This is a genomic window from Mesorhizobium sp. M0633 (genome assembly GCF_040320645.1).
GTDB lineage: Bacteria > Pseudomonadota > Alphaproteobacteria > Rhizobiales > Rhizobiaceae > Mesorhizobium.
Map to the genome: position 1 here is coordinate 190,770 of NZ_JAMYQC010000010.1, position 19,038 is coordinate 209,807.

The following is a 19,038-nucleotide window of genomic DNA, read 5'->3' on the forward strand; positions in this document are numbered from 1 at the left end:
TCTCGAATGGATCCCTATGCGCTGAAGACACTCAACGCCGAACGCCGCGCCCGCCGCGCGGCAATCCTGGTCACCGATCTCGGCGACGGCCGCGACCGTGTCGTGCGCGAGGGCGACCGGGTAGCCGGCGAACTCGGGGCGGCCATCGCCAAGGCATTTCGCACGGGCAATTCCGGTTCGGCCGAAGCTGAGGGACGGACCTTCTTCCTCAACGCACATCTGCCGCAGCCGCGCCTGGTGGTGATCGGCGCCGTCCACATCAGCCAGGCGCTGGCACCGATGGCCAGGATCGCCGGCTATCCTGTCGAGATCATCGATCCGCGAACGGCCTTTGCCACGCCCGATCGTTTTCCCGATATCGCGCTGCATGCCGAATGGCCAGAGGATGTGCTGACGCGTCAGCCGCTCGATAGCTATACGGCGCTGGCTGCTCTCACCCACGATCCGAAGATCGACGATTTCGCGCTGAAGGCGGCGCTCGACGCCGGCTGCTTTTATGTCGGCGCGCTCGGCAGCCGCAAGACCCACGCCAAACGTGTGGAACGCCTGCTGGCTTCGGGAGCGACCGCCGACCAGATCGCCCGCATTCATGCCCCGATCGGCCTCGACATTGGGGCTGCCAGCCCGGCCGAGATCGCCGTCGCGGTGTTGGCGCAAGCGATCCACGCCTTTCGCTCCCGTGGTCTCGAATCCAAAGGCGCGGTCGCGTGAAATTTGGTCCCGTTGCGATCGATGCGGCCGAAGGGGCAGTGCTGGCGCACGCCACCACAGCCGGAGAGCGCCGCTTCCGCAAGGCGCACAGGCTAAGCGCCGGGGATGTGTCCCTGTTGAAGGCCGCTGGCATTTCCGAGGTCGTAGCGGCGGTGTTGGCGCCCGATGATCTCAGCGAGGACGTCGCTGCCGAAAAGATCGCCGCATCCATGATCCATCGCAACATCGAGGCGAGGCCCGCCGCGACAGGTAGGGTCAACCTCCACGCGCAGGCTGCCGGCATGTTCACCGTCGACGCGGCGATGATCGACGCCATCAACGCCGTCGATCCGACGATCACCATCGCCACGCTGGCGCAGCATGCGCCGGTCGAAAAAGGTCAGATGGTAGCAACGGTGAAGATCATCCCATTTGCGGTCGCCTCCGCTTTGGTCGATGCCGTGGCAAGGATCTGCGCCGGCGGCGAGATATTTGCGGTCAACGCCTATCAGCCGGTGCGCGTCGGCGTCATCCAGACGGTGCTGCCCGGCATCAAACCCAGCGTGCTCGACAAGACGCTGCGCGTCACCGAAGCACGCTTGGCGCGTTCGGGCGGCGGGCTGACGGCGGAGCGTCGAACCCCGCATGAAATTATCCCCGTCGCCGAGGCTGCGGCCTCGCTGATCCGCGACAACGATATGGTGGTTATCTTCGGCGCCTCGGCGATGGCCGATTTCGGCGACGTCGTTCCCGCTGCCATCGAAAAGGCAGGCGGCACTGTCATCCGCGCCGGTATGCCGGTCGATCCCGGCAATCTGCTGGTGCTCGGCACACTCGGCGGCAAGCGCATTATCGGTGCGCCGGGCTGCGCCCGCAGTCCCAAGGAGAACGGCTTCGACTGGGTGCTCGACCGGCTGATCGCCGGTCTCGACGTGACCGCCAGGGATATCGCCGGCATGGGCGTCGGCGGGCTGTTGATGGAAATTCCGACGCGGCCGCAGCCGCGCGAGCCATTGCCGGCCAAAGCCGAACCAAAGGTCGAGATCGTGCTTCTGGCCGCCGGCCGCTCCAGCCGCATGGGCGGGCCGAACAAGCTCTTGGCGCTCTTCGACGGCAAGCCGCTGGTCCGTCGCACTGCCGAACGCGCGGTCGGTTCGAAAGCCGCGGCCACCATCGTCGTCACCGGCCACCAGCGCGAGCGCGTGCGCAGTGCACTGTCTGGCCTCGATGTGACCTTCGCCGACAATCCGGATTTCGCCGAGGGTCTGTCTTCGTCGCTGAAGGCCGGCATCGCCAAGATTTCCGGCGACGCCGCCGGCGCCATGATTGTCCTCGGCGATATGCCCGGCGTCGCCTCGGCCGACCTCGACAGGCTGATCGAGGCGTTCCGCAAGTCCGAAGGGCGATCGGTGGTGCGCGCCGCTCATGATGGCCGGCGCGGCAACCCGGTGCTGCTGCCGCGCTCGCTGTTCGCCGCGATCGCTCACCTCGAAGGCGATACCGGTGCCCGCCATCTGGTCGAGGCCGAAGGGCTCGACGTCATCGATGTCGAGATCGGCGAAGGGGCAGCCGTCGATGTCGACACGCGCGAGGCGCTGGAAAGCGCCGGCGGCGTGCTGCAGGATTGACAAACCGAAGCCGAAAAACGCATGGCTGCGGAATGGCCTTTCGTTCCTGCCTCCGGTTCCGCTTGCCCCCCTCCGGCCTCCCGGCCCTTCTGATCGCGATTCTTTGGTCGCTCTTTTGTGCCACTTACGCCAACGCTCTCGAACTCAAACCCTTCAAGGACGATCTGTTCGCCTATCCGGTCACACTCTCGTCCGAGAGCAACGGCGCCTATACGGTCGTCGATTATCGTGAGCTGCGCGACATCAACGCTCGTGACGAAGTGCCTGAGCGTCGTGTGCACGCGCAATACACCGACACCGGCGTGCGTAAGGTGCAGCAGGATCTATTGCTGCCGACCGATGCAGGCGATGTCCGCCACATTGCCGTCGGCAAGACCGGGGGCGCCAGCATCATCGTGCTTTATCTGCACGGGCAGGGCGGCAGCCGTAAGCAGGGTGCTGACGACTTCACTTTCGGCGGCAATTTCAACCGTATCAAGAACCTGATGGCCGGTAATGGCGGCCTCTATCTGTCGCCGGATTTTTCCGATTTCGGCGACACCGGTGCCGCCCAGATCGCCGCATTGATCGGCCACTATGCCGAACAGTCGCCGCGCGCAAAAATCTTCGTCGCCTGCGGCTCTATGGGCGGCGCGTTGTGCTGGAAGCTGGCAGGCCGCAAGGACTCCGGCGGGCGCATCGACGGGCTGCTGCTGCTCGGCTCGCTGTGGGACGAGAGTTTCTTCTCAAGCTCCGCATTCAAGCGCCGTGTGCCGGTCTTCTTCGGCCAGGGCAGCAAGGACCCGGTGTTTCCAATCGAGAAACAGGAAGCCTTCTTCCGATCGATTCTGGGCAAATCGAAAGCCTACCCGACCCGCTTTGTCCGCTTCGAGACCGGCACACATGGCACGCCGATCCGCATGACCGACTGGCGGGGCACACTCAACTGGATGTTATCGAAGGTCCCTTAGGGCGCGGTGTTGTAGTCGAGCACGGTCTGCGGGTTGATCTCGCCGTCATAAGAGGCATCGACCTCATACTGCACCAGCGAGAAATTGCCGTGGCGAAACAGGTAGGTGCCGGCCGACGAGGCGTCGCCGACGCCGCGCCACTTGTTCAAGGATGAAATCGTTTTGGTGGCCTCGTCATATTCGGAGTTGACCAACTGGTCGTCAGTCTGGAAGCCGATGATGTTGATGCCCTCGACCTTGCCTTCGCTATTGTTGTTCTCATAGCGAATATCGAGTTCCGGTGACGCGAATTGTAATTGCCGGACGCCCGATACGTCGTCGTAGATGTAATAGACTGCGCTCTCATTGTAGGCGGCCATCGAGCAGAAAAAGCGAAACAGCCGTGTCTCGCGTTCGGGCTCGTTTTCGGCCGCCCCCGCATCCTTGTAGCGGAGCGAGTAGGCGTCCGGCTCTCCTCGCGGATCGCCGCCGGGCATGTCCTTGTCGCACTGGTCGCCATAAGTCGCGGCAAACGCCTTGTTGGCCTGCTCAAGCGCTGCGTCCTTCTTCGGCGGCGGCGGTCCTTCGCCGCAGCTTGCCGGCACGGCATCTTCGAAATCGGCCTTTGAGGGTTTCAGCGCACCCTTGTCGATGAAGATTGCGCGAAATGGCGGTTCCTGGATCGAGGCGTTGATCTGGCGCAGCGTATAGCAGCCGGCAAAGACATTCTCGCTGCCGTCCTTGGCCGTCGCCCGGATGGCGACCGGAACGCTGTAGTAGATGCTGCCGGCAGCCCCGTCTTCGGATACGCCACCGGTTTTGACTTCGACCGTGTCCGTGCCGTCATAGCCTTTGACGAAGGAATTGAAATCCTTGGCCGGCTTGGTGTCGCCGAAATAGTCCCAGGCGCGCGCGAATTCGTGCCGGCTGATGGCACTATAAAGCGACCGGATGACCGCTTCGGCATTCGACCTGTCGTCTATGTAAGGCGCGTCGGCGGCGAGCACCGGTTGGCTGGTAGCGGCAAGGGAGAAAAAAGCGGTCGCTGCGAACAAGGCGCGTCTCATCGGGAACCTCCACTCGATGAAAAATCCTATCATATCGATTGCGGCGGCGTGGTGACGCTTGAACAATCGCCTGCGAAAGCGCTACCTCTCGCCGTGGGCAGTCGGGCCGCGTGGAGATTTCTTGTGACCATATCAATGTATGAAGCATCCGTGCCGGTATTTTCGGCGAGGCTGAAGGCACTAGCCAACGTGCTGAACATTGCCGAGCAAAATGCGGCTGATCGCAAGATCGATCCGCAGGTGTATCTGACGGCGAGGCTGGCGCCGGACATGTTTGCGCTGACCAGGCAGGTACAGATTGCCACCGATCACGCCAAAGGCGCGCCGTCGCGGCTTGCCGGGCGCGAGGTGCCAAAATATGAGGACAATGAGGCGAGCTTCGCTGATCTGCAGGCCCGCCTTGCCAAGACATTGGCTCATCTCGCGACATTTTCGGCGGCCGAATTCGATGGTTCAGATGACAGGATGATCGAACTGCGGCTTGCGGGACGCGAGGTTTCGATGCCGGGAATGCAGTATCTGCTGCATGCCGCCATGCCCAATTTCTATTTCCACCTGACCACCGCCTATGACATCCTGCGTCACAACGGCGTGCCATTGGGCAAGTCGATTTTCCTCGGATTGCGTTGAGATTCGCTCGGGAGATATCCCGGCCGCGCCGGGATATCTCGCGGCGCGCTGTTTAGCGTAGGGACATTTCCCGGGCGATGCGCGGGAAATCGGCCGGCTTGACGCCGATATCGGCGCGATCGGCATTGCTCATCGAATGGAGCAGCGCCAGCGCCGCGCGATAACGCAGCTGTTCCCGCGGACGCGGACGGGCGAACATTTCAGTTAAGAATCCCATGATTCAAGCCCCTTTATTGAACCTCCACGGCCTCCAATATAGGCAGATCATGACAATTGTGCAGTGCAGCATCCGCATGGCAGCCATGCTGCCCCGATCTTTTTTGACATAATTCGGCTGTTCCGGCGAAACTTCTGTGGCGCTTCGACCGTAGGAGTCAGTGCCGGCACTTGGCCGGTTTTTCCTCGCCATTCCTGGCGAAATTCCGGACTGCATGAAAATGCGGTCCGGCTTTTTATTGGCCGCGGGGATAAACCCCGTTCGCCGGCGTCCTGGGAAAGTCGCCTGGCCTGCCGGCGGTGGGCTTGGAAGCGGGCGGCGCTTTCCTGTATGCTGTTGTTTCCTCCTCGCGCAGCCGCGCAAAAATTCCCACCGGAGAAACTCCATGCACAAACGCCGTCTCGGCCAGACCGATCTTTTCGTGTCGCAAATCTGCCTCGGATCGATGACCTGGGGCCAGCAGAACACCGAGGCGGACGGTCACGCCCAGATGGATCTGGCGTTTGCTCGCGGCGTCAATTTCATCGACACCGCCGAACTCTATCCGATCCCGCCCAAGGCGGAGACACAAGGCCGTACCGAGACAATCATCGGCAATTGGATGAAGGAGAAGCGCAATCGCGACCAGGTGATCATCGCCTCGAAGGTAGTTGGTCGCACCACCAACAGTTGGTTTCGCGGCGACCGCCCGTCTAAGCTGGTGCGCGCCGATATCTTCGACGCTATCGATAAGTCACTCGCCAGGCTCAACACCGATTACATCGACCTCTATCAGATCCATTGGCCGGAACGCGACGTGCCGTGGGGCGCCAATCCGAACCGCATCGGCGCCGTACCGCGACGCTCCGATGCCGCCGGCGTGCCGGAAGGCGAGACGCCGATCGCCGAGACGCTTGCCGTATTCGATGAACTGGTGAAGGCCGGCAAGATCCGCCATTTCGGCCTGTCGAACGAGAATTCCTGGGGAGTCATGCGTTTCATCGCCGAAGCCGACAAGGGCCTCGGCCCGCGCGTCGCCTCGCTGCAGAACGCCTACAATTTCGTCAATCGCACCTTCGAGGTGAACCTTGCCGAAGTCTGCGAGCGCGAGCAGGTGTCGCTGCTTGCCTATTCGCCGCTGGCGCAAGGCTATTTGACCGGCAAATACGATCATGGCGCGCGGCCGCAGGGCTCGCGCTCGCAGTTGTTCAACCGCGGCCAGCGCTACGAGACTCCGAATGCTGCCGAGGTACAGCTCGAATACAACCGGTTGGCGCGCACCTTCGGCATGGAGCCGGCGCTGTTTGCCAATGCCTATATCTCGAACCGGCCCTTGGTCACCTCGAACATCATCGGCGCCACCACCATTTCGCAACTCGAAATGGCGCTCTCTTCCGCCGACGTGGTCTGGACCGAGGACATGCAGAAAGCCGTTGATGCGATCCACCAGCGCGTCGGCAATCCGTGCCCTTGATGCGTCGGGACGTGGTTGTCCGATCGTCATAAGGAGAGGGGAACAGCCGTGGACTTCCGGATCGACGCGGTGCGCGCGAAATTTCCGGCTTTGTCGCTGACCGACAAGAGCCGCCGGCGCATCTATCTCGACAATCCTGCCGGCTCGCAGGTCCCGCAGGGGTGGCGGACGCAGTATCGCGTTGCTTGCTGACCACCAATGCCAACCTCGGCGGCTTCTTCGAGACCACCGTTGCCGCACAAGACATCGTGGACGAGGCCCATCTGGCGATGGCGGATTTTCTCGGCGCTGCGAGCCCGCAGGAAATCATCATGGGTGCCAACATGACGACATTGACCTACCACATGTCGCGAACGCTCGGCCGCACGATGAAGCCCGGGGACGAGATCATCCTCACCCGCATGGACCATGAGGGCAACGTATCACCCTGGCTGCAACTGGCTGAAGACCTTGGCCTTGTCGTGCGCTGGCTGCCTTTCGACCAGCAGAGCTGGCAGATCGAGGAGGCGGCGCTCGCCGCGCTGCTTTCCGAGAGGACGCGGCTCGTCGCGCTCAACTACGCCAGCAATCTCACCGGGTCGATCAACCGGGTGAAGGCGTTGACCGGCATCGCCAGGCGGGCTGGTGCGTTGGTCTACGTCGATGCCGTCCAGTTCGCGCCGCATGGCCTGATCGACGTCCAAAACCTCGGCTGCGATTTCCTGATCTGCTCGGCTTACAAGTTCTTCGGCCCGCATATGGGAATTTTGTGGGGCAGGCTGGACGTTATCGATGCGCTTAAGCCGTATAAATGCCGCTGCTCGTCCAATGCCCTGCCGGAGCGCTTCGAGCTCGGCACGCCGCAAATCGAACTGATGGCCGGCCTGTCGGCGGCTGTCGATTATTTTGCCGAGTTGGGCGCGGCAGCCGGCGCGCAAGGATCGCGTCGGCTGAAAATCGCCAAGGCCTTCGAAGTTTCAATCGCTTACGAGAACCCGCTGGCGCAACAGCTGATCGACGGTCTGTCGGATATTGCCGGCCTGACCATCCACGGCATCACCGATCCGAAGCGGATCAATGAGCGTGTGCCGACGGTGTCGTTCACTGTCGAAGGCATCGTGCCGGAGACGATCGTGCGGCAGATGAATGCCGAAAACATCTTCCTGTGGTCCGGCCACAACTACGCCTGGGAGATCGTCCACCAGCTCGGCATTCCGGCCGAGCAGGGGGTGGTGCGCATCGGCATCGCTCATTACAACACTTCAGCCGAAATCGACGAGACGCTGGAGAGCGTGCACCGCGTTGTCGCCATGCTGAGGCAGGAACGATCCTGAGCGGCCCTCGCGGGCGGATCATCGCTTGTGGGCGCCGCCAAAACCGGTGAGGAAGGCGGTGAGATTGTCGCCGAGCTCGTCGCAGAGATAGCCGCCTTCCTGGACGATGACCGTTGGCAGGCCGAGCCCGGCGATCACCTCGCCAATGCGCGAAAAACCAGGCGTGCTCACCGACAGCCCGCCGAACGGATCGCCTTCGAAGGCATCTAGCCCCAGCGCCACCACAAGCGCATCGGGCGAGAAGGCGTTGATGCGCTGGAACGATGCCTCCAGCGCTTCGAGGAACGCTGCATCGCCGGATTTGCGCGGCAGCGGCAGGTTGAGATTGTAGCCGAGGCCGGCGCCTTCGCCGCGCTCGTCGCCATGGCCCCAGAAGAACGGATAGAAGCGCACCGGGTCGGCATGCAGCGACACGGTGAGCACGTCCGGCCGGGCATAGAAGATGCCTTGCGTGCCGTTGCCGTGGTGCAGGTCGACATCGAGGATCGCCACCCGCGCCGCCTGCTTGCGCAGAACCTGTGCAGCGACCGCCGAATTGTTGATGAAGCAGAAGCCGCCGGCGACATCGGCAAAGGCGTGATGGCCGGGCGGCCGGCACAGCGCATAGGCGGCCGGCGCTCCCGACATCACCGCCTCGGCGGTTTCAACCGCGCTCCAGGCGCTCCACAGCGCGCTCTGCCATGTCTCGCCGGAGATAGGACAGGCAGTGTCAGCCATGTGGTAGCCGGCCTGGCCGACCGCCGAGGCCGGATAGAAGCCGTTCCGCGCGATCGGATGGATGTTGGGGATGACCTCGGCTGAGGCACCCTCGATGCGCTGCCAGCGCGCGAAGATATGCTGGAGGAAATCGAGATATTCGGGCGTATGCATCGCCGCAATCGGGCCGAGCCCATGATCCCGCGGCCGTTCAATCGTGCAGCCGGCAGCTTTTGCGCCGGCTAGCAACCGCTCGATCCGTTCGGGCTTTTCCGGATTGGGCTGCGGCGCCCCGCTGGAGAGGAACGCCTTCGGGTCGTGGCGCTTCTGTTCTTCGGCATAGAAGGCTTTCATGTTGGCTCCTCCGGTGCATCGGCAAAGGCGAAAAAGGCGTCGCCGACGATCTTCTGCACCTGCTCGTAGCTGGACCAGGCAATGCCCAATCGTTCGTAAAAAGCCTTGGCGGTCTCGTTGTCGGTGTCGACGGACAGCCTGAGATAGACGCCGCCTGCCTTCCGGCACTGCGCCGCCACCCGGCGCAGCAGGCGCTCGCCGATCCTGCGGCCACGAAAACGGTCCTCGACATAGAGGTCCTGCACATAGACGCCGGGCCGTCCCATCCATGTCGAGAAGATCGGAAAATACAGGCAAAGCCCGGCAAATTCGCCACCGACTTCGGCGATCAAGGTCGAGAAGGCAGGCTTTTCGCCAAAGCCATAGGTGCGGAGATCCTGAGCTGTCGAGGTGATCTCCTGATGTGCGCCGACATGCGCGCCGAGCCGTAGGAGTGCGGCGTGGATGGTTTCGACGTCCTCGACGGTCCCGGGCCGGATGTTGATCTCGGGCAAAGCGACAGTCACTGGAGGTACGATGCCAAGGCACCCCCCTCTGGCCTGCCCTCTTTACGACTACTTGGCATCTCCCCCTCAAGGGGGGAGATCGGATCACCTCCGCGTTCGCCAATCTCCAACGCTGAAAAAGGGGCAGGACGGCGAAGCTGCCAATCTCCCCCCTTGAGGGGGAGATGCCAAGTAGTGGTAAAGAGGGCAGGACAGAGGGGGGTGGACCGGGAGCCAAACATTTCAGATTGCCTTCATCTCAGAACGCCACGCGGTCGCAGCCCTTGAGCGCCAGCATCTGCCGTGCCTCGGCCGGCGTTGCGACGTCCAGCGACAGCCCTTCCAGCACGCCGCGGATCCGGCGGACGTGGTCGGCATTGGACTTGGCGAGCTGGCGCCCGTCGTAGAGGCTGTCCTCCAGCCCGACGCGGACGTTGCCGCCCATTGCCGCCGCAATCGAGATCATCGGCATCTGGTGGCGTCCGGCGGCCAGCACCGAAAACCGGTAGCTCTCGCCGAACAGTTTGTCGGCGATGCGCTTCATGTGGACCAGGTTTTCTGGATCGGCGCCGATACCACCCAATATGCCGAACACGAATTGGATGAACAATGGTCCCGACACCAGCCCGCGGTCGCGGAAATGCGCAAGCGAATAGAGATGGCCGACATCGTAGCACTCGAATTCGAAACGCGTGCCACAGCCGCGCCCAAGCTTTTCCAGGACCGTCTCCATATCGGCAAAGGTGTTCTTGAAGATCGTGTCACGGGTAGCCTCGAGCAGCTTCGGCTCCCATTCGTGCTGCCATTCTCGCGGCCGCTCGAGCATCGGGAACAGCGCAAAATTCATCGAACCCATATTGAGCGAACACATTTCCGGCTCGGCCCTGAGCGGCGCGGCCAGCCGCTGGTCGAGCGTCATCAGCGACGATCCGCCGGTGGTGATGTTGATCACCGCATCGGTCGCCTGCTTGATGCGCGGCAGGAACTGCATGAACACCTCGGGGTCGGCGGTCGGCCGCCCATCCTTGGGGTCGCGGGCATGAAGATGCAGGATCGAAGCGCCGGCCTCGGCGGCGGCGATCGCATCTGCGGCGATCTGGTCCGGCGTCACGGGCAGATGCGGCGACATCGACGGGGTGTGTACCGACCCGGTGACGGCGCAAGTGATAATGACTTTTCGCGGCGCCATGGCTCGCCTTTCAGCCTTCGACCGGCAGGTCGAGCTCGCCGGCCAGCACGTCGAGCGAGTCGCCGATGATGGATATGATCTCGCCGATCTGCGCGGCGGTGACGATCATCGGCGGCGCGACCATGAAATTGTCGCCATCGACGCCGCCCTTGACCTTGCGTCCGTAGATGATCAGGCCGCGCTCATAGGCGAGGTCGAGTAGATGCTGGGTGGCCTTCTTTGCCGGCTCGATCGGCCTCAGCGTTTCTGGGTCCGCGACCATTTCGGCACCGGTGAGCAGGCCCTTGCCGCGGATGTCGGCGATGAACGGAAACCGCTTCGCCAATCCCTTCAGCTCGTCCATCAAAAGCTCGCCCATGACAGCCGCGTTGGCGATCAGGCCGAGACGGTCCATTTCGCCGAGTACGGCGAGCCCGGCGGCGCAGGCGAGCGGGTTGCCGGCGTAGGTATGGCCGTGCTGAAAGCCGCCCGATGCGAGCAAAGGCTGCACCAGCCGCATCGGTGCCGCCAGCGCGCCGAGCGGCGCGTAGCCAGAGCCCAGCCCCTTCGACAGCGCGACGATGTCGGGCTTGCAGTTCCAGTGGTCGCCGCCGAGGAATTTTCCGGTGCGGCCGGCACCGCTCATCACTTCGTCATGGATGAGCAAGATGCCGTAGCGATCGCAGATCTCGCGGATGCGCGGATAGTAGCTGTCCGGCGCCACCAGTGCTGCCGTGGCAGCGCCGCCGACTGGCTCCATGATGAAGGCGAGCACGCTCTGCGGTCCCTCGGCGAGGATCTTTTCCTCCAGCATGTCGGCGTAGCGGATGCCGCGCTGTTCCATCGAAAGATTGTCGCGGTCGCGCCAGGCGATGGGCGCCGGCACGGTCGGCATCATCTGCATCATCGGCACAAATGTTTCGGACAGCGCATCGTCGCCGGTAACGGCGAGCGCGCCGAGCGTGCCGCCATGATAGGAGGGAAAGCGCGAGATCACCTTCCAACGGCTGGGCTGGCCGGTGGCGACCGCCCATTGCCGCGCCAGCTTGACGCAGGATTCGGTCGCTTCCGAGCCGCCGGAGACAAAGAAGATGCGGTCAATGCCTTCAGGGAGTTTGGCGGCCAGCTGCCGCGCGAGCTCCTCGGCCGGTTCGTTCTCGAAATGCAGGCGGTAGGCGAAGGTGGCGCGGTCCATCTGCCTTTTCATCGCGTCGAGCACGTTGCGATTGGAGTGGCCGATATTGGCAACCATCGGACCGCTCGATCCGTCGATGAAGCGGCGGCCATCCTGCGTCCACATGTAGATGCCTTCGGCGCGGTCGATCAGCGGCCGGCGCAGGCTGGATAGATAAAACAGATGCGAGGCTTCGCGAGTTTCCGGGGCAGGAGACTTCAACATGTCATGGCTTTCCAAGATAGCGGTCGAGGACATTTCTGGTGACGCGCTCGACCATCGCATCCTGCCTTAGCAGGCCGGCAACCCATTCGCAGCTTCCGGCGTGAAACACCTCGCCTTTGCCGCGCGGGAAATTGACGATCATGCCGTTGCCGCGTTTGACCTTGTCGAGGTTGGCATCGCTTGCCTCGCCGAACAGCGTCTCGGCGGTGAAGCGTCCGTCCTCGTCGCCGAGAAACTGGTCCTCGAACGCAATGTCGGCGCTTTCCTCGACCTGGCTCGCCATGCCGACGGCCAGCACTTGCAGCCCGTCCGGTGCACCGCTGTCGGGCTTGGGGTAGGGCAGGCCGCCGCGGATCTCGAAATCGAGCCCGTCGACCTCGTAGCCATAGACATGGCTGTCGGCGCCGAGCAGATCGCCATAGTAGATGCCGGTGCCGGCAAACGCCCAATGCTCCGGCCGGTAGACCGGAAAGCCGCGTACGCCGCGCGGCGCGCAGCCGCCCCAGCCGGCATAGAGGCCTCTTGTCGCGTTGAGGCCGAAGGTCGCCGCACCCGGCCGGCCGATTTCCGGCGCTTCCCAGGAATTGGTGGCGCGCCTTATATCGTCGCCGCGATAGGCCGGGTCCTCGGCGCGGGCGCGGTATTTGTAGCAGACCTGCCGGCGGCCTTCGTCCTCCAGCCTGGTCTGCCACATGAAATTGCCGGCAAAGCGCGCCGCATGACCGCCGCGCTCGACATAGGTGTCGACCGCATCGCGCATTTCCCAGGTCCAATATTCGTCGTGGCCGACCAAGACAACGCAGTCATAGCCGTCGAGAATGTCGGGCGAAAAATGCAGATCGTGCTGGCTGGCGAGATCGACGGCGTAGCCGGCACGCTCGGCGAAGCGGAAGAAATGGCTGTCGTAGCTTGCCCAGCCGGACGAGGCGTATTTCTTCGAATGGCCGGTGGCAAAGGCCCATTCCATATGCGGATAGCGCGGCACGGTTTTCGGCGGCACGGCGACTTCGAGCGGCACGCGCGGCGCGTCCCTGGGCAGCACGACGAAGCCGCGGCACCACGGCCGTTGGGTCGACACCATTCGTGCATATTGGTCCCGGCCTGGCCCGGTGATGCCTTCGTAATGGTTGGAACCGCCCCATGTATTGTAGGCGAGCCAGGTGCCGGTGGCCGCCACCTGCAGCACACGGCCAGGCTTCTTGCCGGGCTGCGGCGCGACGATAAAAAGATGGTGGCAGCGGATCGGCTTGCCGTCCCGGCCATCTGCCGTCAGCGTCACGCGATAGGCGCCGGATGGCCAGTCGTCGCCGATGCGAAACTCGAACGACGCTTGCCAGCCGCAGCCTTCGACCGAACATTGATCCGGCGTATCTTGCCAGCGCGCCGCAATCCCGGTCCTTTCGAACATTGTCGTTTCCGCGCCGCCGTCGCGGATGATTGCGATGCCGAAACCGGCGGCCGTCGAACTGACATGCAGCGCCACCATCTCGCCGGGGCGATAGGAAAAACGGTCGCTGTAGCACCAGATTTCGCCGCGCCTGCCATCCATACCGGGCCATTCCCAGTAATGGCTGCGCACCGCCTGGCGTCGCTGCTCCGGCGTCAGTCCGAAATCGGGAAACTCGGTCGGCGGATGGTTCATGGACACCGCTAAGGTCGAAGGCCGCCATTTCGGCCATCCGCCGGCCAAGCGTCAATTGGAAACGATCGGGCCAGCCATTGCCGGGCTGCTCCCTTGGCCTTGCCTGACAAACAGACTATCTCACAAAGGGCGGCGTTGTCCGCCACGGGAGCCGATATGCTGAGAGTGCAAAAGGTCAGGGTCAACGATATCTACGTGCCGACGGCGCGCAAGAAGACGCTGCATCCCGAGACCGTCCGCCATCTGGCCGAGGACATTCTGGAAAACGGCATGAAGATGCCGATCCAAGTGCGCCATGACGGCAAGCGCCATATCCTGGTCGAAGGGTTGCATCGGCTGGAAGCGGCCAAGTGGCTCGGCGAGACCGAGATCGACGCCTATCTGGTGCAAGCCAAGCGCCACTGAAGCCACTTATTTCCGTCGTTCGAATCTCCTGTCCCGCGGATTTTTTCGCGGACCGTGTCGGCTTGCGTCTTGTCGGTTCGTCCTAGACACGGAAGCCAAAACCGACATGTGAGGAAACATCATGACCACCAAGCTCGACATCGCCCCCAACTCCGATCGCGAGCTGGTTCTCGCCCGCATCATCGATGCGCCGCACGAGAACGTCTATCGCTGCTGGACCGAGCCAAAGCTGTTGACGCAATGGTTCTCGCCGACGCCGTGGATGACGCCGCGCGCCGAAATGGATGTGCGGACCGGTGGCTCCACCCTTGTCGTCATGGCCGATCCCGACGGCAAGGAGTTCCCGAATCCAGGCATCTTCCTCGAAGTCGTACCGGGCAAAAAGCTCGTCTTCACCGATGCCTATACGAAGGCGTGGGAGCCGTCCGAAAAGCCGTTCATGACGGTCGTGCTGACCTTCGAGGACGAGGGCGAGGGCAAGACCCGCTACATTGCCCGCGTCGCGCATTGGTCGGTCGCCGACCGCGAACAGCACGAGAAAATGGGTTTTCACGAGGGCTGGGGCCAGTGCGCCGAACAGCTTGAGGAGGTCGCAAACCGACTTTGATGCAAACGAGAGAGGGAGACTGATGTCCAGATCGGTATTTTTCGCCATTTTCGCCTCGGCCGCCGCGCTATTTGCCGCGCCGGGCACCATCAACGCAGAGGAGGCCAAGCCCGCCATGACGACCGCAACCGCAACACTGCCGACGCCGGAAAAATCCGGCCTGCTGCCGATCAACGGCCTGAACTATTATTACGCCGTCTATGGCAAGGGCGAGCCGCTGCTTCTGCTGCATGGCGGTCTCGGCACGACCGACATGTTCGCGCCGATCCTGCCGAAGCTTACCGAGAACCGCACCGTCATCGGGGTCGACCTGCAGGGCCATGGCCGCACCGCGCTCGGCGACCGGCCGCTCAGCCTGGAGGCGATGGGCGACGACATGGCGGCAATCGTCAAGGCACTCGGCTACGACAAGGTCGACGTGATGGGTTATTCGCTGGGTGGCGGCGTCGCCTTCCGCATGGCCGTCCAGCAGCCTGAAGCGGTGCGCCGCCTGGTGCTGGTCTCGACCGGCTACGCCGCGGACGGCTTCTACGCCGAAATGCGTGGCCAGCAGGCACAAGTCGGCGCGGCGATGGCCGACATGATGAAGGACACGCCGATGTACAAGTCCTACGTCGCGGTTGCGCCGCATCCGGAGGATTTTCCGAAACTGCTCGACCAGCTCGGCGCCTATATGCGCAAGGACTACGACTATTCGGCCGACGTGCCGAAGCTGAAAATGCCGGTGATGCTGGTGTTCGGCGACAGCGATATGTACCGGCCCGAGCACGAGATCAAGTTCTATCAGATGCTCGGCGGCGGGTTGAAGGACGCCGGCTGGATGCGCGAGAACCTGTCGCAGAACCGCCTGGCGATCCTGCCGAACCGCACCCACTACGACGTGTTCTTCGCGCCGGAACTGACAGCTGCCGCGCTGCCGTTCCTCAATGGCCAGACCAAGGTCAAGACCTGGGACGAGGTCGTCAACGAAACGAACTGACGCCCAGTCAATTGTCTGCCGGCCGTCTTCCGCGAGATGGCCGGCATGTCGCCCATGGGGCCTTGGCCCGGCGCATCGGCCAATCGTGGATCGGCCGCATCACAGCTATAGATGGCGCCATCAAAGCTTTTCAATTGACGCTGCCACGCCTATCGATAGGTATGCCGCCTATCCTCACAGGGCAGGGACGCGGGTGATGGCAAGATATCAGGGCGGGTGTTTGTGCGGCGCGGTGCGCTACCGCGCCGAGGCGGCACCGATCAATGAGCGCGTCTGCCATTGCCGGTTGTGCCAGAAGGCGCTGGGTGCCGCCTTTAACGCGCGCGTGCTGTTCCGCATCGACGATGTGACGGTCGACGGACCGCTGGCGACGGTGAATTCCTCGCCCGATCTCAAGCGCGGCTTTTGCCCGCGCTGCGGCACGACGATGTTTTCCCGGCGCGATTCCGCCGGCATTATCGGCATCACCACCGGCTCGCTCGATGATCCCTCGTTGTTCAGGCCTGAGATGCATATCTGGACCGCCTCGAAGCAGCCCTGGGTGCAGATCGACGACGGCCTGCCGCAGTTTGAAGGCGCGCCACCTCCGGCTTGAGGTGGAATCTGGACAAAATTTAATCCGAAGCGACACGAGATAGCCGGCAAAGCGTCATTGGCGGGCCATCATTGCTGCCTATCTATTGGCATGCGGGCAGGCAGTCGAGGAGGCGACGGATGAACGACAGCATCAACACCCTGGATGAACTCTTGAGCGATCCGATGATCAAGCTGGTAATGGAGCGCGACCGCGTGCAACCGGCACAACTTCGCACGTTGCTCGAAGAAAAGGTCCGCCGGGTAGACGATGATGCGCCGGTCAACGATCGCTTTGTACCGCCGGCCCACCTCATGGCCACGACCTGTCACAAGCTGTGGTTGTGCAGCTAGGGTCTTGAAGCGGTCAGCCGGAATTTGCCGGCAAATAGCTGTAATGGCTGCGGAAATAGGCAAGCTTGAAGCCGAGGCGTGCATAGTTGCGGTAGGCTGGCCCGTCACGTTCGGCTCGCGGCGCCTCGATATCGGCCACGAACAGTTTTGCACCGGCCGCAAGTCCGTCGCGCACCATCGCTTCGCCGAGCATTGCATCGAGGTCGAAGCTCGGCGCCATGATGCCGGGCACCGGCGCGTCGATGCCGCTCCAGGCCATGCCGTCGGCGCCGATGAACATCGAGCGCACCGCCGCCACCGCGTCTTCCCGCCGCAGCATGTAATGATGCCAGCCGCGTCGGCCGGCCAGCGCCAGCAACCACGGTGAGGTCGGCAACCGATATTGGCTGTCGATGAACCCAGCCCATTCCCTTGCCGTTGCCGGCGTCACCCGCTCGACCGAGACATCCTCCGTCGGGAAAAGCGGCTCAGCGGGCAATGGCGTGGCGTCGCGAAAGATGCGTTCCCAGCCGCCCTGACGTTGCAGGCCGCGCGCCTCGAGCCAGCAGCTGAGCGTCGCGGGCTCGGTGTGTGGGTTGGTGTAGAACCAGGGCCGCAGAATGCCGGCGTCGCGATAATGCGCCAGAAGCGCGTCGAGCCGGCTCTCGGTGGCCGCGCTCTCGACGCCGAAATTTTTGACACAGTTGAAATGGATGAACGGGATCGTCGTGCAGGTGGCCCAGACGAGATCGCCATCTTCGGCGATGGCAAGGCCTTGCTTTGCGGCAAAGTCTGCCGGGGCGGCGCGATAGAGATCGAGCCACGCATTGACCTCGGCGCGTTCGATGGCGCGGCTGAGGTTGCGAGGTATCTCGTCGACCCCGATGGCGGGCGAGCATGGCTCCGGCGGGACTACGGGCTGCAATTCTGACAGGGCGGCGGGCTGCATGACGTCCTCCACGTGGTGCCTTACACCGTAAGATTAGTGGAGACTAATCTCATGCCGTGAGTTGTCAAGCCGAGGCAGCGACGTGGCCGAACATTGGAGGGACAGCGCACCTCCGCCCGGCCAACGTCCCGCCGCAAAGCCCTAACAATTCGATTCAAACTTTGTTGGTAGTTTCTTGTTAGGAATCCAGCTTGGTTTGTCCGGCGGCGTTGTCCTGCCTTCGGTCTGTTGTGTTTTGCGTACAGGTCCAGATGCGGTTATCAGGCGTCGTCATCTTTTCGATCGCAGCGCTGTGCCTTGCCGGCTGCACGTCAACCTCCGGCGTCGATGCGCTGCAAGTGCCGTCCAGCGAGACCACCAGCTCGGTTGTGCGGCCACCCGCGCCGGTGGCATCCGTGGCGAAAACTGATGCTGCGCCCGCTTTTGCCGACCAGGAGCAGGACGAACAGCCGGTCGCGATGGACGTACCCGATCAGGACGTCGAACCGCCGGCCGAGGTGATCGCGCTGATGTCGCCGCCGAAGCGGCTGACACGCGCGGCACCAGCAATGCTTGCCGAACCGGTCACACGCTATGGTTTTCGCGATGCCAAGCCGATCAATTTCGGCAAGGCATCCTCGCCGAGGCGTCTCGCCGTCCACGGCGTCGACGTTTCGCGCTGGCAGGGCAATGTGAACTGGGGAAAGCTGCGTGCCCAGGGCGCCAACTTCGCCTACATCAAGGCCACCGACGGCGGCGATCATCTCGACCCGATGTTCACCAGGAACTGGCGCAGTGCCGATGCCGCCGGCCTCAAGCGCGGCGCCTATCACTTCTTCTATTGGTGCCGCACCGCCGGCGAGCAGGCCGACTGGTTCATCCGCAACGTGCCGCGGGTCGAGGGTGCGCTGCCGCCGGTGATCGACGTCGAGTGGAACGGCGACTCCAGCTGCAAGCGCCGCCCATCGCGGCAAAAGGTGCTGGAAAAGATGCAGGTGTTCATGGACAAGCTCGAGCGCCACTACGGCCAGCGGCCGATCATCTACACCGCGCCCGACTTCTACCGTGACAATCTCAGGGGCGCCTTCCTCGATTATCCGTTCTGGCTGCGCGCCGTGGCGGCGCACCCGTCAAAGGTCTATCCCGACCGCAAATGGCTGTTCTGGCAATATTCCGGCTCCGGCCTGTCGCACGGCGTAAGAGGCCGCATAGACCTCAACGTCTTCCACGGCGATGAGAGGGCCTGGCGCGACTGGGTGGGCGGCCGGCAGATGGTGGCCGAGGCGGAGTAGCGCGGCAGCTTCTTCCTTCTCCCCTTGTGGGAGAAGGTGGATTGGCGCGCAGCGCCGAGACTGTTGAGGGGTGTTGGACGGAGCGCCGCCGGTGCCAAGCTGGAGCACCCCTCATCCGACCTCGCTTCGCGAGGCCACCTTCTCCCACAAGGGGAGAAGGGGAGGCGCCGCGCCATCCCCTTTGGTTGGTCTCGAACGTCGGCCCTTATCTGAGGATTCCTTGGAGGTCGTCCCCAGGATTGGATAACGT

At 63.2% G+C, this 19,038-nt stretch carries 19 protein-coding genes and 1 pseudogene; 12 read left to right on the forward strand and 8 right to left on the reverse strand.

Annotation, left to right across the window (positions count from 1 at the left end):
* The first annotated feature begins 6 nt into the window (after positions 1-6).
* Genes NKI47_RS13795 through NKI47_RS13805 form a run of 3 tightly spaced genes read left to right on the forward strand, consistent with a single transcriptional unit; the run spans position 7 to position 3,268 of the window.
* Positions 7-711, forward strand: coding sequence for an XdhC family protein (locus NKI47_RS13795; protein ID WP_352590717.1), 705 nt, complete (start codon positions 7-9; stop codon positions 709-711).
* Positions 708-2,318, forward strand: coding sequence for an NTP transferase domain-containing protein (locus NKI47_RS13800; RefSeq protein ID WP_352590720.1), 1,611 nt, complete (start codon positions 708-710; stop codon positions 2,316-2,318). Before NKI47_RS13795 ends, NKI47_RS13800 begins: the two co-directional genes overlap by 4 nt.
* A gap of 32 nt (positions 2,319-2,350) precedes the next feature.
* On the forward strand, positions 2,351-3,268 hold the full coding sequence (locus tag NKI47_RS13805; RefSeq protein WP_352590723.1) for an alpha/beta hydrolase: 918 nt from the start codon (positions 2,351-2,353) through the stop codon (positions 3,266-3,268).
* On the opposite strand, the gene NKI47_RS13810 is transcribed toward NKI47_RS13805, so the two are convergent.
* Positions 3,265-4,314, reverse strand: coding sequence for a DUF1176 domain-containing protein (locus tag NKI47_RS13810; protein WP_352570859.1), 1,050 nt, complete (start codon positions 4,312-4,314; stop codon positions 3,265-3,267). The two genes, NKI47_RS13805 and NKI47_RS13810, sit on opposite strands and share 4 nt — an antisense overlap.
* Before the next feature lie 123 nt (positions 4,315-4,437).
* Between NKI47_RS13810 and NKI47_RS13815 the strand changes: the two genes are divergently transcribed.
* Complete coding sequence (locus NKI47_RS13815) at positions 4,438-4,944, forward strand: DUF1993 domain-containing protein (protein WP_023674743.1); 507 nt, start codon at positions 4,438-4,440, stop codon at positions 4,942-4,944.
* Between the two features lie 52 nt (positions 4,945-4,996).
* Here NKI47_RS13815 and NKI47_RS13820 read toward each other — a convergent pair whose 3' ends face one another.
* Positions 4,997-5,161 carry a hypothetical protein gene (locus NKI47_RS13820; protein WP_352590726.1) on the reverse strand — a complete coding sequence of 55 codons (165 nt, stop codon included), beginning with the start codon at positions 5,159-5,161 and terminating at the stop codon, positions 4,997-4,999.
* A gap of 385 nt (positions 5,162-5,546) precedes the next feature.
* On the opposite strand from NKI47_RS13820, the gene NKI47_RS13825 reads away from it, so the two are divergent.
* The gene (locus NKI47_RS13825; protein WP_352590729.1) at positions 5,547-6,614 is read left to right on the forward strand and encodes an aldo/keto reductase; all 1,068 of its coding nucleotides are present in this window, start codon (positions 5,547-5,549) and stop codon (positions 6,612-6,614) included.
* A gap of 48 nt (positions 6,615-6,662) precedes the next feature.
* Positions 6,663-7,927, forward strand: a pseudogene (locus NKI47_RS13830) (cysteine desulfurase-like protein).
* Between the two features lie 18 nt (positions 7,928-7,945).
* Here NKI47_RS13830 and NKI47_RS13835 read toward each other — a convergent pair.
* The 5 genes from NKI47_RS13835 to NKI47_RS13855 all read right to left on the reverse strand — a co-directional run bounded on the left by NKI47_RS13835 (position 7,946) and on the right by NKI47_RS13855 (position 13,671).
* Positions 7,946-8,977 (reverse strand): histone deacetylase family protein, encoded by a 1,032-nt coding sequence (locus NKI47_RS13835; RefSeq protein ID WP_352590732.1) that lies wholly within the window; start codon positions 8,975-8,977, stop codon positions 7,946-7,948.
* A complete protein-coding gene (locus NKI47_RS13840; protein ID WP_352590734.1) occupies positions 8,974-9,483 on the reverse strand; it encodes a GNAT family N-acetyltransferase in 510 nt (169 codons plus the stop codon). The genes NKI47_RS13835 and NKI47_RS13840 overlap by 4 nt, the downstream gene beginning before the upstream one ends.
* A 238-nt stretch (positions 9,484-9,721) precedes the next feature.
* Complete coding sequence (gene kce / locus NKI47_RS13845) at positions 9,722-10,651, reverse strand: 3,5-dioxohexanoate:acetyl-CoA acetone transferase (protein WP_352590735.1); 930 nt, start codon at positions 10,649-10,651, stop codon at positions 9,722-9,724.
* Positions 10,652-10,661: 10 nt separating this feature from the next.
* On the reverse strand, positions 10,662-12,029 hold the full coding sequence (locus NKI47_RS13850; RefSeq protein ID WP_352590736.1) for an aminotransferase family protein: 1,368 nt from the start codon (positions 12,027-12,029) through the stop codon (positions 10,662-10,664).
* Position 12,030: 1 nt separating this feature from the next.
* Positions 12,031-13,671 (reverse strand): N,N-dimethylformamidase beta subunit family domain-containing protein, encoded by a 1,641-nt coding sequence (locus NKI47_RS13855; protein WP_352590739.1) that lies wholly within the window; start codon positions 13,669-13,671, stop codon positions 12,031-12,033.
* A 156-nt stretch (positions 13,672-13,827) separates the two neighbouring features.
* Between NKI47_RS13855 and NKI47_RS13860 the strand changes: the two genes are divergently transcribed.
* The 5 genes from NKI47_RS13860 to NKI47_RS13880 all read left to right on the forward strand — a co-directional run bounded on the left by NKI47_RS13860 (position 13,828) and on the right by NKI47_RS13880 (position 16,589).
* Complete coding sequence (locus NKI47_RS13860) at positions 13,828-14,076, forward strand: ParB N-terminal domain-containing protein (RefSeq protein WP_023674751.1); 249 nt, start codon at positions 13,828-13,830, stop codon at positions 14,074-14,076.
* Between the two features lie 121 nt (positions 14,077-14,197).
* Entirely contained in the window at positions 14,198-14,683 is a 486-nt protein-coding gene (locus tag NKI47_RS13865; RefSeq protein ID WP_023674752.1) for an SRPBCC family protein, read from the forward strand.
* Positions 14,684-14,705: 22 nt separating this feature from the next.
* Positions 14,706-15,662 carry an alpha/beta fold hydrolase gene (locus NKI47_RS13870; RefSeq protein WP_023674753.1) on the forward strand — a complete coding sequence of 319 codons (957 nt, stop codon included), beginning with the start codon at positions 14,706-14,708 and terminating at the stop codon, positions 15,660-15,662.
* A gap of 196 nt (positions 15,663-15,858) precedes the next feature.
* Complete coding sequence (locus tag NKI47_RS13875; protein WP_352457758.1) at positions 15,859-16,257, forward strand: GFA family protein; 399 nt, start codon at positions 15,859-15,861, stop codon at positions 16,255-16,257.
* A 119-nt stretch (positions 16,258-16,376) separates the two neighbouring features.
* Positions 16,377-16,589, forward strand: coding sequence for a hypothetical protein (locus tag NKI47_RS13880; RefSeq protein WP_023674755.1), 213 nt, complete (start codon positions 16,377-16,379; stop codon positions 16,587-16,589).
* A gap of 13 nt (positions 16,590-16,602) precedes the next feature.
* Here the strand turns inward: NKI47_RS13880 and NKI47_RS13885 are convergent, their stop codons facing one another.
* Positions 16,603-17,517, reverse strand: a complete 915-nt coding sequence (locus NKI47_RS13885) for a hypothetical protein (RefSeq protein ID WP_352590742.1) — start codon at positions 17,515-17,517, stop codon at positions 16,603-16,605.
* Positions 17,518-17,768: 251 nt separating this feature from the next.
* On the opposite strand from NKI47_RS13885, the gene NKI47_RS13890 reads away from it, so the two are divergent.
* Positions 17,769-18,788 carry a GH25 family lysozyme gene (locus NKI47_RS13890; RefSeq protein ID WP_352590745.1) on the forward strand — a complete coding sequence of 340 codons (1,020 nt, stop codon included), beginning with the start codon at positions 17,769-17,771 and terminating at the stop codon, positions 18,786-18,788.
* Positions 18,789-19,038: the final 250 nt, after the last annotated feature.